The organism is Pseudomonas sp. NY5710, from assembly GCF_013305665.1.
Classification (GTDB): domain Bacteria; phylum Pseudomonadota; class Gammaproteobacteria; order Pseudomonadales; family Pseudomonadaceae; genus Aquipseudomonas; species Aquipseudomonas juntendi.
This window is the reverse complement of sequence record NZ_CP045554.1, coordinates 1,777,100-1,791,217: the sequence shown is the minus strand read 5'-3', so window position 1 is coordinate 1,791,217 and position 14,118 is coordinate 1,777,100. Positions and strand designations below refer to the sequence as shown.

Genomic DNA, 14,118 nt, shown 5'->3' with positions numbered 1-14,118 from the left:
TGCAGCTTGTAGCTTCAGAGCGAAATCGGCCGTCGCCCGGCAAAGGCATGGGCCAGTGTCCCGCCATCCACCAGTTCGAGTTCCCCGCCCAGGGGCACACCATGGGCGATGCGCGAGGCCACCAGGCCTTTTTCATTGAGCAGTTGGGCGATGTAATGCGCCGTCGCCTCGCCTTCCACGGTCGGGTTGGTCGCCAGGATCACCTCGGTGAAGGTACCCTGCTCTTCGATCCGCGCCATCAGTTGCGGAATGCCGATGGCCTCCGGGCCCAGGCCGTCCAGCGGCGACAGGTGGCCTTTGAGCACGAAGTAACGGCCGCGGTAGCCGGCCTGCTCGACCGCATACACATCGGTCGGCCCCTCGACCACACACAGCTGGGTGTCGTCACGCCGTGGGTCAGCACACTGTGGGCACAGGTCCTGCTCGGTCAAGGTGCGGCACTGCCGGCAATGCCCTACCCCTTCCATGGCCTGGGTCAAAGCCTGAGCCAGGCGCAGCCCCCCGCTACGGTCACGCTCGAGCAGTTGCAGGGCCATGCGCTGGGCGGTTTTCTGGCCTACACCTGGCAAGATGCGCAGGCCGTCGATCAATTGGCGGATAAGGGGGCTGAAGCTCATGGGGAAGGCCTGACAATTCAATAAGGGGCGGTTTATACCCAGCGGGGGCAGTGGCGTCAAATCAGCCTCCGGGTGGGAGCGCGCCGGGTCAAGAATAATGACCGCGGCGGCTGCGAGTACGCACAAAAAAAACCGCCGCTGGTGTCAGCGGCGGTTTTCGAGGGCGCATGCCTTAGAACGGCATCTTGAAGCCCGGCGGCAGCTGCATGCCGGCGGTCATGCCGCCCATTTTTTCCTGGCTGCTCTGCTCCACCTTGCGCACTGCATCGTTCAACGCAGCGGCGATCAGGTCTTCCAGTACTTCCTTGTCATCTTCATCGGTCGACATCAGGCTCTGGTCGATGCTGACGCGCTTGACGTCGTGACGACCGGTCATCACCACGCTCACCAGGCCGCCACCGGACTGGCCGGTGACTTCGGCGTTGGCCAGCTCTTCCTGCATTTTCTGCATTTTTTCCTGCATCTGCTGGGCCTGCTTCATCAGGCCGGCCATGCCACCTTTCATCATGGGGGTATACCTCGATTGGGTCATTTGATGCGGCCCAGCGCCGGGCCGGCCGCAGGGTTATCCGTTACTGGCCCTGGTTGGCCAGGGCTTCTACAGGCTCAATAGTATCCTGCCGCACCTTGGCACCGAACAACTTGATCATCTGCTGGATCAATGGATCCTGCTCGATCGAGGCGACGGCGCCCTGCTGACGCTCGGCCCGCTTGCGCGCGGCGGCCTGGGCCGGGGTTTCCTGCTCGGGCAGGACCAGTTCGATGCGCAGGTTCAGCGTGCGCCCCAGATGCTGGTTGAGCGCCTCGTTCAGGCGCCGCTGCTGGGTCGTGTTGAACAGCGCACCTTGGCCTGGGTCCAGGTGCAGCAGCCAGTCGTCGCCATCGGCGGCAATCAGCGTACAGTTTGCTGCGATGTTGCCTGTCATACCGGAGACAGGCAACTGTGGGAATAATTCCAGCCATTGCAGGGCCAGACCGGTGGCCGGCTTGGCGGCTGGCAACGGGGCAGGCGCGGGCGCAGGGGCTTCTTCCTGAACGTGTTCGGCCAACTCGTCGAGGTAGCTGAAGCCAACCGGATCGCTTTCGCCGCCATAGTAGTCCTCGTCCAGCGGCGGCTCGTCGTCCCGGTCCATGCCAACGGCGGCATAGGCAGACGGGTCGAAAGGCGGCTCGTCATGCACGACAGGCGCAGCCTGCGGGGTCGGCCGCGGGGCTGGCGCGGGCTCGGCAACAGGCTCTGTGACAGGCGCGCTGGCCGGGGCTGGGTCCTCCCACGGCAGGTCGACCACCTCGGCGACGGGCTCAGGCACCGAAATGGCCTCGACTTCGGCCCTCAGCTCGGCGTCTGCGGGCAGCTCGGGCTCATGGTCCACCGTGGCTGGCGGCGGCACTACCAGCGGCGCGGGCGCCGGCTCGGCGGCGGGCGGCGGCACGGCAGGCGCAGGGGCTGCCACCGGGTTGGCAGGATCAGCTGTGGCCTGGCTGATCCCCACTGGCTTTAGCACCGGTTTCGGCGCATCGTCGGTGTCGGCCGGGCGGAAGGCGAGCATCCGCAACAAGACCATCTCGAAGCCACCACGCGGGTCCGGCGCCAGCGGCAGGTCACGTCGGCCGATCAGGCCCATCTGGTAATAGAACTGCACATCCTCGGCCGGTAATGCCTGGGCCAGCGCCAGCACCCGGTCGCGGTCGCCCTGGCCGTTGTCCACTGCCTCGGGCAGCGCCTGGGCGATGGCTACACGGTGCAGCACGTTGAGCATTTCCGCCAGCACGCCAGCCCAGTCCGGGCCTTGCTCGGCCAGGTTGCGCACGGCCTCCAGCAGGGCCCGGGCATCGCCCTCGAGCAGCGCCTGCAGCACCCCATAGACCTGCCCGTGGTCGAGGCTGCCGAGCATGGCCCGCACATCGGCGGCCAGCACCTTGCCTTCGCCGAATGCGATGGCCTGGTCGGTCAGGCTCATGGCGTCACGCATGGAGCCGTCGGCGGCACGGCCCAACAGCCACAGGGCATCTGCCTCGAACGGGACGTTCTCCGCAGCAAGCACATGGCTGAGGTGCTCGACCACCCGCTCTGGGCTCATGTTCTTCAGCGAGAACTGCAGGCAACGCGACAGGATGGTGGCCGGCAGCTTCTGCGGATCGGTGGTGGCCAGGATGAACTTGACGTACGGCGGCGGCTCTTCCAGGGTCTTGAGCAAGGCGTTGAACGAGTGCGTCGAGAGCATGTGCACTTCGTCGATCAGGTAGACCTTGAAGCGCCCACGGCTGGGCGCGTACTGCACGTTATCGAGCAGTTCGCGGGTGTCTTCGACCTTGGTACGGCTCGCGGCGTCGATTTCGATCAGGTCGACGAAGCGGCCCTCGTCGATCTCCCGGCACACCGAACAGGTGCCGCAGGGCGTGGAGGTGATACCCGTCTCGCAGTTCAGGCATTTGGCGATGATACGGGCAATGGTAGTCTTGCCCACGCCACGAGTACCCGTGAACAGGTAGGCATGGTGCAGGCGCTGGTTGTCCAAGGCATTGATCAAGGCCTTGAGCACATGGGTCTGGCCGACCATTTCGCGGAACGAGCGCGGACGCCATTTACGTGCAAGAACCTGATAACTCATCGAAAAACCATCGTAGCCTGATCGAGCGGAAGATCGCTAATGCTAGCGGAGCGGGGGCAAAATTGCACCCTGCGCAGCTCGGCTAAGCTATGAATCGAGCGCCTGTTGTCCAGGGAGGAGATGCTTTTGCGAAAACTGCTGGCCTTGCTGTTGGTCTGGGCTACCCAGAGCGTGGCTGAACAGCCGGTGCTGCGTTTTTCCGTGGCTGAAAGCTGGAGCATGCCGCTGGTGCGGGTTGAAGACGACCAGCCGGTTGAGGGCCTGGTCTATGACCTTGTACAGGCGCTGGCCAGGGAAGCAGGGGTCCGCCCTCACTATCACGTGATGGCCAGGCTACGCTTGCAAGAGGCCATGAACAGCGGTGACATTGATGTGCGTTGCTATGTCAGCACGCAATGGTTCAATGACCGCCCAGGGGACTTTGTCTGGAGCATACCGCTGTTTCACCAGCGCGACGTGCTGGTGGGGCGCATTGGCGACAGCACCCCGGTCGCAGCAGAGCAACTGCCACCCCAAGCCATCGGCACGGTGCTGGGTTATACCTATCCATCCCTGCAACCCCTGCTTGACCAAGGCCGCCTGAGCCGCGAAGACAGCCGCAGCCAGCTGCTGGTCCTGCAGAAATTGCAAGCCCACCGCTATCGCCATGCAGTGAGCAACGAGTTGTCGCTGCAGTGGTTCAACCAAGGGCAGCCGGCGGCTCAGCAACTGCAAGTACTGGCAGTGCTGGAGGAGCAGGACCTGGGGTGCATGGTGCGCAACGACCCGACGATACCCACACAAGGGCTGCTGCGCGCCTTGGTGCGGCTGAAGCAGACGGGGGAAATCGAGCGGATCCTTCAGCGGTACGCGGGGATGGGCCGTAGCGACAACCCGTCTGTCGCTCGCCCGTGAAACAGACGCGCTGGTGATGCTCAGAAGCTGCAAGCCAGCACTCTCCCTGTGGTCGCTGCCTTGCCGGCGATCTACGGTGAAGCTGGTGCCTATACCGCGTCGCCTGTTTCGCGGGCACGCCCGCTCCCACAGGGTATTGCGACCGATTCGAGCTCGCGTGCTGCCTGTGACATGGACTACAGCATGCATGGAAACCGGCGATAGTGCCTCGCACCCTGTCAGCGCATAGTTTCGTGATACCTATGGCAGCTTAACCACTACCGAAAAGACAGGCCGATGCTTCAGGATGACCGCTCACACCTCGAACTTGAGAAGTTACAAAATGAAGGCCGCAAGCTAGGCGCCGAGACGCAGAAATTCGTGGCAGAAGCGCGTACGCTCAGACAAGAAGCTTTTTGGTATCCCATAGCAACTGGCTCAGCGGTCGTAACGACCATCGTTGGCATCATGGCGCTGGCCAGCAAGCTGTAAGTTTTAGATCGATCCAGTAACAAGGAGTCGCTAATGCGCTTCACTCCCCCCAAGTCACACTGAAAACGCACGAAGTGAAGCGGAGGCATTCGCCGAGGAAATGCGCAAGCTCAGAACATCCTCACCCTGGACAGGCGTGCTGCTGTTTTACCTTGGCGCACTTTCTACAGCGCTCATGCTGATTGCCGGCATTTTAATCCTGCGCTCGCTCTGACCGCCGGCCTGTACTCACACCGAGGCCCGCAGCCCCGCACTCAGGAACAACCCCACACCAAACACAAAATGCGTAACCAGGCTCTTCACGCAATTACGCGCAGGCGTCGGTGTCCTCGACGCAAAGAACCCTGCCCCCAACAACGGCTGCATGAGACACAACGGCGCAACGGCCGTGCCCACACCGAGAACTACCGCAGGCAGCAAGGTAGGCGCCATCAACCATCGCTCCCCCACAAACCCAACCAGCAATATCGCGAACAGCACGCCGACGGCGTAATGAATCCCCCACCCCAACACCTGCTCATGCCGCACCGGTTCAGCCCTGGCAATCGCCTGATGCCGCACACGCCCATTCAGCAGATGCCCCGCCCAACGCCCGACCATGGCGAAATTCAAGGTGGCAACGCCCAAGCGCCTCAGCAACAGGCCCCACATGTCCATTACTACCGTAGCACCGATACCGATCGGCAAGGCCGCTGAAAACATCGCAGTAAACGTCATTGAAAATTCCCATAGATTGACTGTCATCACCACGCCACGCCACGCAGCATAGAAGTTGAAGCCAGCTTTAAGTCAAGGACCCAAAATGGACATAGCCGAGGTTGCCAAACGCACGGGCGTACCCGCCTCGACACTGCGTTACTACGAGAAGAAAGGGCTGCTCAAATCGCTCGCTGCACACGGCCAGCGGCGTCAGTTCGCAGCCGATGTGGCAGACCGCCTGGCGCTGATCGCCTTGGGCCAGGCTGCGGGTTTTTCGCTGGATGAGATGGGAGCGATGCTGGTGAATCTGCAGGTCGACCGGCAGCAGCTGCTACTCAAAGCCGATGAACTGGATGCACGGATCAGGCGCCTACAGGCTATGAGCAAAGGCTTGCGACATGCGGCGCAGTGCCCTGAGGAGGATCATCTGGCCTGCCCTAAATTCCAGCGACTGATGAAGCTGTCGGCGTTGGGGGCATTGGGCGAGAAGCAGGACAGAAAGAAGGCGTTCGCAGCAGATTGAGGTTTTCCGACCCCGGAATGGAGGCGGCCCCACCAGCCACACCCCGGCACTCGATGTTCCCGCTATGGCTGCTCCCTTCCGGGCCTGACCAGGTTAACGGGTAATCAATGCGGGGGGACCGATGGGGCCACCACTACATGCCTCGCTGAGCAGCGAGTGGCGCCATTGTACCGGTCCTGGGGGCAGATACAACCTCTAGGAGCAGAAAAAGTCATCATTTCTCAATGACTTGTCTGGGTTGGGGTGATGTTGCAGGCAAGACTGGCGCGAGCCCTGTGGGAGCGGGCGTGCCCGCGAAGCAAGCTACGCGATGGATGGCACCGGCTTTGCCGGTGTTCGCGGGCATGCCCGCTCCCACAAGGGGCGCGCGCAGGGACTTAAATAGCGATGCCCTGCTCGGCCAGGAACGCGACGAAGGCCTCTTCGTCCAGCACCTTCACGCCCAGCTCGCTGGCCTTGGCCAGCTTCGATCCAGCCCCCGGCCCTGCGACCACGCACTGGGTCTTGCCCGACACCGAACCGGCCACCTTGGCGCCAAGGCTTTCCAGCTTGTCCTTGGCCACATCCCGGCTCATGCGCTCCAGGGTACCGGTCAGTACCCAGGTCTGGCCGGCCAGCGGCAAACCTTCGGCGACTTTCTTCTCGCTGGTCCAGTGCATGCCGAACGCCAGCAACTGCGCCTCGATAGCCCGCGCCAGTTTCTGGTTGGCTTCATCCTTGAAGAATTCACGCACCGCATCCGCCTGCTTGGCCGCCAGTGCCTGGCGCAGGTCGATGCCGTCGGCAGCGATGATCTTGTCCAGGCTGCCGAGCTTGGCTACCAGTTTCTCGGCACCGGTTGGGCCTACCGAAGCGATGTCGAGCTTGGCGATCATGCCGGCCAAGCTGGTGCTGGCCGCGAATTCGGCGGCCAACTCGCCTTCGTCCTGCAGTTGCATGCCGCTGTCGAGCAACTGCTGGATAACCTTCTGGTTGTGTTCGTCTTCGAAGAAGTTGTGAATCTCGTAGGCGACCTCAAGGCCAATGTCCGGCAGATACGTCAGCACCTGCGGCAAGGCCTGCTGCACGCGCGCCAGGCTGCCCAGCGAACGGGCCAGCACCTTGGCCGTCTCCTCACCCACATCCGGTATGCCCAGCGCATAGATGAAACGCGCCAGGCTCGGCCGCTTGCTGGCTTCGATGGCATCCAGCAGTTTGCGGGTGGACACCTCGGCGAAGCCTTCCAGGCCGACCACCTGCTCGAACTGCAGCTTGTACAGGTCAGCCGGCGAGCCGATCAGGCCTTCGTCCACCAACTGCTCGACGCTTTTTTCGCCAAGCCCGTCGATGTCCATGGCGCGACGCGACACATAGTGAATGATCGCCTGCTTGAGCTGCGCACCACAGGCCAGGCGGCCGACACAGCGGTACACCGCCCCTTCGCTGGTGGTTTCCTTGCCCTTGCTGCGCTTGACCAGCTGGGTGCGCTCGACTTGCGAGCCACACACCGGGCACTCGCTTGGCACGGCAACCGGGCGGGCATCGTCCGGGCGACGCTCCAGCACCACCTGCATCACCTGCGGGATCACGTCGCCGGCCCGGCGGATGATCACCGTGTCGCCAATGCGCAGGCCCAGGCGGGCGATTTCGTCCATGTTGTGCAGGGTGGCGTTGGACACGGTCACGCCCGCCACCTTGACCGGTTTCAGGCGCGCCACCGGGGTGACCGCGCCGGTACGGCCGACCTGGAACTCGACGTCCAGCACCTCGGTCAGCTCTTCCATGGCCGGGAACTTGTGGGCGATTGCCCAGCGCGGTTCACGGGCGCGGAAGCCCAGTTCACGCTGGGCGGCCAGGCTGTTGACCTTGAATACCACACCATCGATTTCATACGGCAGGCTGTTACGTCGCTCGCCGATGTCGCGGTAGTAATCCAGGCACTCTTCGATCCCTGCCGCATGCTTGAGCTCGCGGCTGATCGGCAGGCCCCATGCCTTGAGCTGTTCAAGGATGCCGATATGGCTGTCGCCGATGCTGGCAGACAGCTGACCGACGCCGTAGCAGCAGAACTCCAGCGGGCGGCTGGCCGTGATTTTCGAATCGAGCTGGCGCAGGCTACCGGCAGCCGCGTTGCGGGGGTTGGCGAAGGTCTTGCCGCCGGCTTCGGCCTGGGCTGCATTGAGGCGGTCGAAGCCGGCCTTGCTCATGTAGACCTCGCCACGCACTTCCAGCACCGCGGGCCAGCCCTCGCCGTGCAACTTCAGCGGAATGTTGCGCACGGTGCGTACGTTGGCGCTGATATCTTCGCCAGTGGTGCCATCGCCGCGCGTGGCACCCTGCACCAGCTGGCCGTCGCGGTACAGCAGGCTAACGGCCAGGCCATCGAGCTTGGGTTCGCAGCTGTAGTCAACGGCGCCCGGCTGATCGAGGCCGTCCACCACACGGCGGCCGAACTCACGCAGGTCGGCTTCCTCGAAGGCGTTGCCCAGGCTGAGCATGGGCACTTCATGGCGCACCTGGCTGAAGGCCGACAGGGCTGCACCGCCGACGCGCTGGGTGGGCGAGTCGGGGGTAACCAGGTGCGGGTGTTCGGCTTCCAACGCCTTGAGCTCGTTGAACAGGCGGTCGTATTCGGCGTCGGGCACACTGGGCTCGTCGAGCACGTAGTAGCGGTAGTTGTGCTGGTCGAGTTCGGCACGCAGTTCGTGGATACGGGTTTCGGCGGTCATGGGGTTTGTCTTCTCTTGCAAAGCAAAAGAGCAGCCTGGGGTGGTGCGCGGGGTTCCAGGTGTCTATTGCCTGTGCCGGCCTCTTCGCGGGTAAACCCGCTCCTACATGGGCATCACACGCCCAATGGCGGTGGTGTACCTGTAGGAGCGGGTTTACCCGCGAAGAGGCCGGCACAGGCAACGACGGTACCCGAACCGACCCGCACGCCCTCAGGCTGCTCTTTCGTTGGATCTGTCAGCGCTTCTGGGTCAGCGCACGGCGCTCGAACTCGACGATGCGCTGGCGATAGTGCTCGATGGTCTGGGCAGTCAGCACGCTGCGCTGGTCGTCCTTGAGCTCACCGTTCAGTTCATGGGCCAGCTTGCGCGCGGCCGCCACCATCACGTCAAAGGCCTGCTTCGGATGACGTGGGCCAGGCAGGCCGAGGAAGAAGCTCACCGCACGGGTGCTGAAATGGTCGATGTCATCCAGGTCGAACACACCAGGCTTGACCGCATTGGCCATGGAGAACAGCACTTCGCCGTGGCCGGCCATGCTTTCATGGCGGTGGAAGATGTCCATTTCGCCGAAGCGCAGGCCGCTTTCAAGAATGTTCTGCAACAATGCCGGGCCCTTGAAGCCACCCTCGTCGCGGGAAATGACGCTGATCACCAGCACCTCTTCGGCCGGCGGCAGCTCCTTGACGCTGCTGCTGGCAGCGGGCGCAGGGTTGGCACGGGTGTTGTCGGCGGCGAAGTCGTCGTCGCTGTCGGTGAACAGGTCGGGCTCGCGCGGCTCGGCGCTCAGGCCCAGGTCGCCCTGCTGCACATCGGCCGCGGCTGTGGCGCGCTTGCCACGCTTGCTGGCCTTGGCCGGCTTTGGCTCGCGCTCGCGGTCACGTGCCGAGGCGCTGAGCGAAGGCAGGTCGCTTTCGTCCAGTTCCGGTTCTTTATGGGTATCCAGCACCCGCGGCGGGCCGAGCACTTCGGCACTGCCGCCCTCTTCGTCCGGCAGGTTGGAATAACTGCGGTCCAGACGGAATTTCAACTTGCCTTTGCCGCCGCGCATGCGGCGCCAGCCGTCGAAAAGAATACCGGCAATGACAATGATGCCGATGAGGATCAGCCACTCGCGCAGACCGATTTCCATGTAATCCCGTGCCTCTATAAAAATATGCTTGAAAACAAAGGGTTCAAAGCCCTTTAACACGTGGCGCCAACTCTATGTTCTGACAGGCGTTTTACCCACGCAATAAACGAGTGACATTAAGCTAGCACGACCAAAGACAACTTTACACCGTCTGTCGCACATGACGGGGGCATTTCCTTGGAGAAAGTGCCCGCATCGTCGCGCATCACGCATCGACCATGGCCATGGCGGCCTCCACATCAACTGCAACAAGACGTGAACAACCGGGTTCATGCATGGTTACCCCCATCAGTTGATCGGCCATCTCCATCGCAATCTTGTTATGGGTGATGTAGATGAACTGCACGCTCTCACTCATTTCCTTGACCAGGCGCGCGTAGCGCCCGACGTTGGCATCGTCCAGCGGCGCATCGACTTCGTCGAGCATGCAGAACGGTGCGGGGTTCAACTTGAAGATGGCAAACACCAGCGCCAATGCGGTCAGTGCCTTTTCGCCGCCGGACAGCAGATGGATGGTGCTGTTCTTCTTGCCCGGTGGTCGCGCCATGATCGTCACCCCTGTATCGAGTAGATCTTCGCCCGTCAGTTCCAGATAAGCGCTGCCACCACCGAAAACTTTTGGGAAAAGTGCCTGTAACCCGGCATTTATCTGATCAAAGGTATCCTTGAAGCGGTTGCGGGTTTCCTTGTCGATCTTGCGAATGACGTTTTCCAGGGTCTCCAGTGCCTCCACCAGGTCGGCGTCCTGGGCATCAAGGTAGCGCTTGCGCTCAGATTGTTGCTCGTACTCCTCAATGGCGGCGAGGTTGATCGCGCCCAGGCGTTGGATACGCGCCTCGAGTTGCTCCAGCGCCTGCTCGGTGCCCTGCTCGCTGGCATCGGACTCCAGGGTGGCAAGCACCCCTTGCAGGTCGTAACCGTCGGCCAGCAGCTGCTCATGCAAGGTCTTGCGCCGCACATCCAGGCCTTGGCACTCCAGCCGCAGCTGCTCCAGCTGGCCGCGCAACAGCAGCGCCTGCTGCTCGGCCTGCGTGCGGCGCTTCTCGGCCTCGCGCAATTCGCGGTCGGCTTCGTCCATGTGCAGGCGCGCCTGGCGCATTTCCTCGTCAACACTCATGCGCAGTTCCAGCAGCGCTTCGAGCTTCAGGCGCAACTCCTCCTGTGGCGCCTCGCCCTCCTCCAGGTTCAGGCTCAGTTGCTCCTGGCGCTCGGCCAGCCTTGCCGCCTGCTGTTCCAGGCGCTCCAGGGCCTGGCGGGTGGATTCATGCTGTGCCCGCAGCGAGCCCAGGCGCACGGCCAGCTGGTGGGCGTGGTCCTTGTGCTGGCGGGCCTCCTGGCGCACCCGGTCGAGGCTTTCGCGCAGGGCGTCGCGGCGGGCCATCAATTGCTCGCGCTGTTCGGTGTCCTGGGCCATCAGCTCCACCGCCTCTTGCAGCAACAAGCGGGCTTCGCCCAGCTGTTCGTGCTCAAGGGCGCGCTGCTCCTCCAGTTCGGCCAGTTCTTCGTGCAAGCGCCGGCGGCGCAGCTCGACCTGTTCGGCGCGCGCACGGCTGGCCGAGAGGCTGGCTTTCAGTTCACCGTGCAGGCGGTTTTCTTCCTGGCTGCGGCGGCGCAGTTGCTCGCGCTGTTCTTCCAGGTCCCGCTGCTGCTCGCGCAGGGTTTGCAACTGTTGCTCAAGCTGTTCCAACGCCGCTTCCTGCCGCAGTTGTTCCTGGCCCAGGCGGTCGATTTCCTGGCCACGCGCCAGCACACCGCCTTCGGCCTCACCGCCACGGCGCACCCGCAGGAAGTGCCGGCCAACCCAGTAACCATCGCGGCTGACCAGGCTCTGGCCGTCGCCAAGCGATGTGCGCTGCGCCAGCGCCTGGGCCAAGTTTTCGACAGGCTTGACCTGGCTCAGCCAGGGGGCCAGATCAACACGGCCTTCGACCTTTTCCAGCAGGCTGCCGGGCAACGACGCGCTGGCTTCGCTGGCCTGCAGCAAGCGCAGCTCGCCTTGTTCCAAACCGGCAAAATCCAGGCCGTTGAAATCGTCCACCAGCACGGCCTGCAGGTCAGCGCCGAGCACGGCTTCTACGGCAAGCTCCCAGCCCGGTTCTACCCGCATGCCTTCGGCCAAGCGTGGCTGTTGCTCCAGGCCCTGGCCCTGCAGCCAGTCTGCGGCGCCGGCCCCCGGCTCCAGGGCTGCCTGCTGCAACGCTTCCAAGGATGCCAGGCGGCCGCCCAGGCGCTGCAGGTCGCCTTGCGCCTGCTGCTGGGCCTGGGTAGCCTGCTGCAACTGCCCGCGCGCGCATTCCAGACGCTCGACCACCTGTTCTTCGCAGAGCTGCAGTTCTTCCAGCAACATTTCGCTGCTGGCCAGTTGCTCGGCCAGATCCAGCAGGGTGGCGTCCTGCGGATCGCTCCCCAGTTGCTCGCGCTCTTCGCCCAGCTTGCGCTGGCGCTCAGCCTGGCGCTCCAGGCTGGTTTCCAGCTGCTGCAGGCGCGCCTGCTGCACTTCGGCCTGGCGGCGTGGCTCGGCGGAACGGCTGTTGAAGCTGTCCCACTGCTCTTGCCAGCCGTGCATGGCCAGCTCGGCCTCTTCCAGTGCCGCCGCAGCCTCTTCGGCGGCGGCCAGGGTCATTTCCTGCTCGGGTTCGAGCATGGCCAACTCTTCGCCCAGGGTCGCCAGCAACGTGCGATCATGCCCCAGGTGCGACTCGGTTTCCAAGCGGGTGCGTTCGGCCTCCTTGAAGTCGTCCTGCAACTGGCGCAGGCGCTGCTGACCGTGCTGGATACTCTGCTCGACCCGGGCAATGTCACCGGCCACCGAATAGAAGCGGCCCTGCACCTGGTTGAACCGCTCGGACAACTCGTGATGACCGTCACGCAGGCGCTCGATACTGGCATCGGCGTTGCGCTGCTCGGCCACCAGTGCCTCGTGGGCCACGCCCTGGTCACCGATCACCGACTCGCGCTGGCGCACTCGCTCGTCCAGGTCGCGCCAGCGCAAGGCCGACAGGCGCGCTTTCAGCTGCCGTTCCTGCGCCTTGTACTCACGGTACTTTTCCGCGGCCTGGGCCTGGCGGTGCAGGCGCTCGAGCTGGCGTTCCAGTTCTTCACGCAGGTCGGTCAGGCGCGCCAGGTTTTCCTGGGTGCGGCGGATCCGGTTCTCGGTCTCGCGGCGGCGCTCCTTGTATTTGGAGATGCCGGCGGCTTCCTCGATGAAATTGCGCAACTCTTCGGGCTTGGCCTCGATCAGCTTGGAGATCATGCCCTGTTCGATGATCGAGTAGCTGCGCGGCCCCAGCCCGGTGCCGAGGAAAATGTCGGTGATGTCGCGCCGGCGGCACTTGGTGCCGTTCAGGTAGTAGCTGTTCTGCCCGTCGCGGGTGACCTTGCGGCGGATGGAAATTTCGGCGTACGCGGCATACTCGCCGACCAGGGTGGTTTCACTGTTGTCGAATACCAGCTCGATGCTGGCCTGGCTGACCGGTTTGCGGCCACTGGAGCCGTTGAAGATGACGTCGGTCATCGATTCGCCGCGCAGGTTTTTCGCCGAGCTCTCGCCCATCACCCAGCGCACCGCGTCGATGATGTTGGATTTGCCGCAGCCGTTGGGGCCGACCACGGCCGCCATGTTGCTGGGGAAATTGACCGTGGTCGGGTCGACGAACGACTTGAAGCCGGCCAGGCGAATGCATTTGAGGCGCATCGGTCAGCCTCGGGCCAGTGCCGCCAGCACCAGTTCGCAGCTGCGCTGGCAGTAAGCGGTAAGCACCTCGCGAATGTGCGGCAGGTCACGGGCGACCACTGCTTCGAGCAGGCGGGCGAACAGGTCGAGGTAATCGATCATGTTGGCCTGGCGTTGGTCCAGCGCCAGGTAATAGGCACGGCTCATGGCCGGCTGCAGGTTTTCCACGGTTTCCTGCAGGAATGGGTTATCGGCAAACGGATAGGCGGCGCGCATCACCGCGAAGCTGTCGCCGACGAAAGCCTTGATGTCCAGCCGGTCGTGGGCGCGCTGAAGCCGTTGCTGAATTTCCAGAAACGGGCGCAGGTCGGCTTCGGTGCGCCATTTTTGCGCAACCGCGTTGCCCAGCAGGATATAGAACTCGCCCATCAGCGCACACAGGCTGCGCACGTTGCGTTCGTCCAGCTCGGTGACGTGCGCACCGCGGCGCGGCAAAATCGCCACCAGGTGGCGGCGTTCGAGAATCAGCAGCGCTTCGCGCACCGAGCCACGGCTGACATTGAGTGCCTGCGTAACCTTTTGCTCCTGAATGCGCTCGCCGGGCGCCAGCTCGCCGCGGATGATGCGTTCGGCCAGGTAATCGGCAATCTGCTCGGAGAGGCTGTCCGGGGCCTTGAACGTCATGGTTTTCCTTCAAAATCATTGAACTGGGCACAAGGGGCGAAGTGTAGCGCACTTGACCATTGGTCGCGCAGAGGGAGCAGGCGCTTTATTTGACCCCGCAGACAACCG

Annotated in this window: 11 protein-coding genes and 1 other RNA gene; 3 read left to right on the top strand and 9 right to left on the bottom strand. The window is 63.4% G+C overall.

The genetic code is table 11. The features are described from left to right. Positions 1–14: 14 nt before the first annotated feature. The 3 genes from recR to dnaX form a co-directional block, all read right to left on the bottom strand. On the bottom strand, positions 15–617 hold the full coding sequence (recR, locus tag GEV39_RS08155) for a recombination mediator RecR (protein WP_009683911.1): 603 nt from the start codon (positions 615–617) through the stop codon (positions 15–17). Positions 618–789: 172 nt separating this feature from the next. After that, positions 790–1,125, bottom strand: a complete 336-nt coding sequence (locus tag GEV39_RS08150) for a YbaB/EbfC family nucleoid-associated protein (protein ID WP_003254305.1) — start codon at positions 1,123–1,125, stop codon at positions 790–792. Positions 1,126–1,189: 64 nt separating this feature from the next. Next, on the bottom strand, positions 1,190–3,229 hold the full coding sequence (dnaX, locus tag GEV39_RS08145; RefSeq protein WP_173888162.1) for a DNA polymerase III subunit gamma/tau: 2,040 nt from the start codon (positions 3,227–3,229) through the stop codon (positions 1,190–1,192). A gap of 120 nt (positions 3,230–3,349) precedes the next feature. Here dnaX and GEV39_RS08140 point away from each other — a divergent pair, with 120 nt between their 5' ends. After that, positions 3,350–4,123, top strand: coding sequence for a substrate-binding periplasmic protein (locus GEV39_RS08140; RefSeq protein WP_173888160.1), 774 nt, complete (start codon positions 3,350–3,352; stop codon positions 4,121–4,123). A gap of 276 nt (positions 4,124–4,399) precedes the next feature. Further along, positions 4,400–4,594 (top strand): hypothetical protein, encoded by a 195-nt coding sequence (locus tag GEV39_RS08135; RefSeq protein WP_173888158.1) that lies wholly within the window; start codon positions 4,400–4,402, stop codon positions 4,592–4,594. 228 nt (positions 4,595–4,822) lie between these two features. Here GEV39_RS08135 and GEV39_RS08130 read toward each other — a convergent pair whose 3' ends face one another. After that, positions 4,823–5,311, bottom strand: coding sequence for a DUF2938 domain-containing protein (locus tag GEV39_RS08130; protein WP_173891667.1), 489 nt, complete (start codon positions 5,309–5,311; stop codon positions 4,823–4,825). Positions 5,312–5,396: 85 nt separating this feature from the next. On the opposite strand from GEV39_RS08130, the gene GEV39_RS08125 reads away from it, so the two are divergent. Next, on the top strand, positions 5,397–5,816 hold the full coding sequence (locus GEV39_RS08125; RefSeq protein WP_173888157.1) for a helix-turn-helix domain-containing protein: 420 nt from the start codon (positions 5,397–5,399) through the stop codon (positions 5,814–5,816). 27 nt (positions 5,817–5,843) lie between these two features. Here the strand turns inward: GEV39_RS08125 and ffs are convergent. The 5 genes from ffs to GEV39_RS08100 form a co-directional block, all read right to left on the bottom strand. Further along, an RNA gene (gene ffs, locus GEV39_RS08120) (signal recognition particle sRNA small type) lies at positions 5,844–5,940 on the bottom strand. A gap of 253 nt (positions 5,941–6,193) precedes the next feature. Beyond that, positions 6,194–8,524 carry an NAD-dependent DNA ligase LigA gene (gene ligA, locus GEV39_RS08115; protein WP_173888155.1) on the bottom strand — a complete coding sequence of 777 codons (2,331 nt, stop codon included), beginning with the start codon at positions 8,522–8,524 and terminating at the stop codon, positions 6,194–6,196. Between the two features lie 235 nt (positions 8,525–8,759). Then, positions 8,760–9,653, bottom strand: coding sequence for a cell division protein ZipA (zipA, locus tag GEV39_RS08110; RefSeq protein ID WP_173888153.1), 894 nt, complete (start codon positions 9,651–9,653; stop codon positions 8,760–8,762). Between the two features lie 205 nt (positions 9,654–9,858). After that, complete coding sequence (smc, locus tag GEV39_RS08105) at positions 9,859–13,347, bottom strand: chromosome segregation protein SMC (RefSeq protein ID WP_173888151.1); 3,489 nt, start codon at positions 13,345–13,347, stop codon at positions 9,859–9,861. 3 nt (positions 13,348–13,350) lie between these two features. Beyond that, positions 13,351–14,010, bottom strand: a complete 660-nt coding sequence (locus GEV39_RS08100) for a GntR family transcriptional regulator (RefSeq protein WP_173888149.1) — start codon at positions 14,008–14,010, stop codon at positions 13,351–13,353. Positions 14,011–14,118: the final 108 nt, after the last annotated feature.

Excerpts from the sequence above, each read along its gene's own strand:
- ligA (WP_173888155.1), bottom strand. The coding sequence starts at position 8,524 with ATGACCGCCGAAACCCGTATCCACGAACTGCGTGCCGAACTCGACCAG.
- smc (WP_173888151.1), bottom strand. The coding sequence starts at position 13,347 with ATGCGCCTCAAATGCATTCGCCTGGCCGGCTTCAAGTCGTTCGTCGAC.
- dnaX (WP_173888162.1), bottom strand. The coding sequence starts at position 3,229 with ATGAGTTATCAGGTTCTTGCACGTAAATGGCGTCCGCGCTCGTTCCGC.
- GEV39_RS08150 (WP_003254305.1), bottom strand. The coding sequence starts at position 1,125 with ATGATGAAAGGTGGCATGGCCGGCCTGATGAAGCAGGCCCAGCAGATG.
- GEV39_RS08135 (WP_173888158.1), top strand. The coding sequence starts at position 4,400 with ATGCTTCAGGATGACCGCTCACACCTCGAACTTGAGAAGTTACAAAAT.
- GEV39_RS08100 (WP_173888149.1), bottom strand. The coding sequence starts at position 14,010 with ATGACGTTCAAGGCCCCGGACAGCCTCTCCGAGCAGATTGCCGATTAC.
- GEV39_RS08125 (WP_173888157.1), top strand. The coding sequence starts at position 5,397 with ATGGACATAGCCGAGGTTGCCAAACGCACGGGCGTACCCGCCTCGACA.
- GEV39_RS08140 (WP_173888160.1), top strand. The coding sequence starts at position 3,350 with ATGCTTTTGCGAAAACTGCTGGCCTTGCTGTTGGTCTGGGCTACCCAG.
- GEV39_RS08130 (WP_173891667.1), bottom strand. The coding sequence starts at position 5,311 with ATGACGTTTACTGCGATGTTTTCAGCGGCCTTGCCGATCGGTATCGGT.
- recR (WP_009683911.1), bottom strand. The coding sequence starts at position 617 with ATGAGCTTCAGCCCCCTTATCCGCCAATTGATCGACGGCCTGCGCATC.
- zipA (WP_173888153.1), bottom strand. The coding sequence starts at position 9,653 with ATGGAAATCGGTCTGCGCGAGTGGCTGATCCTCATCGGCATCATTGTC.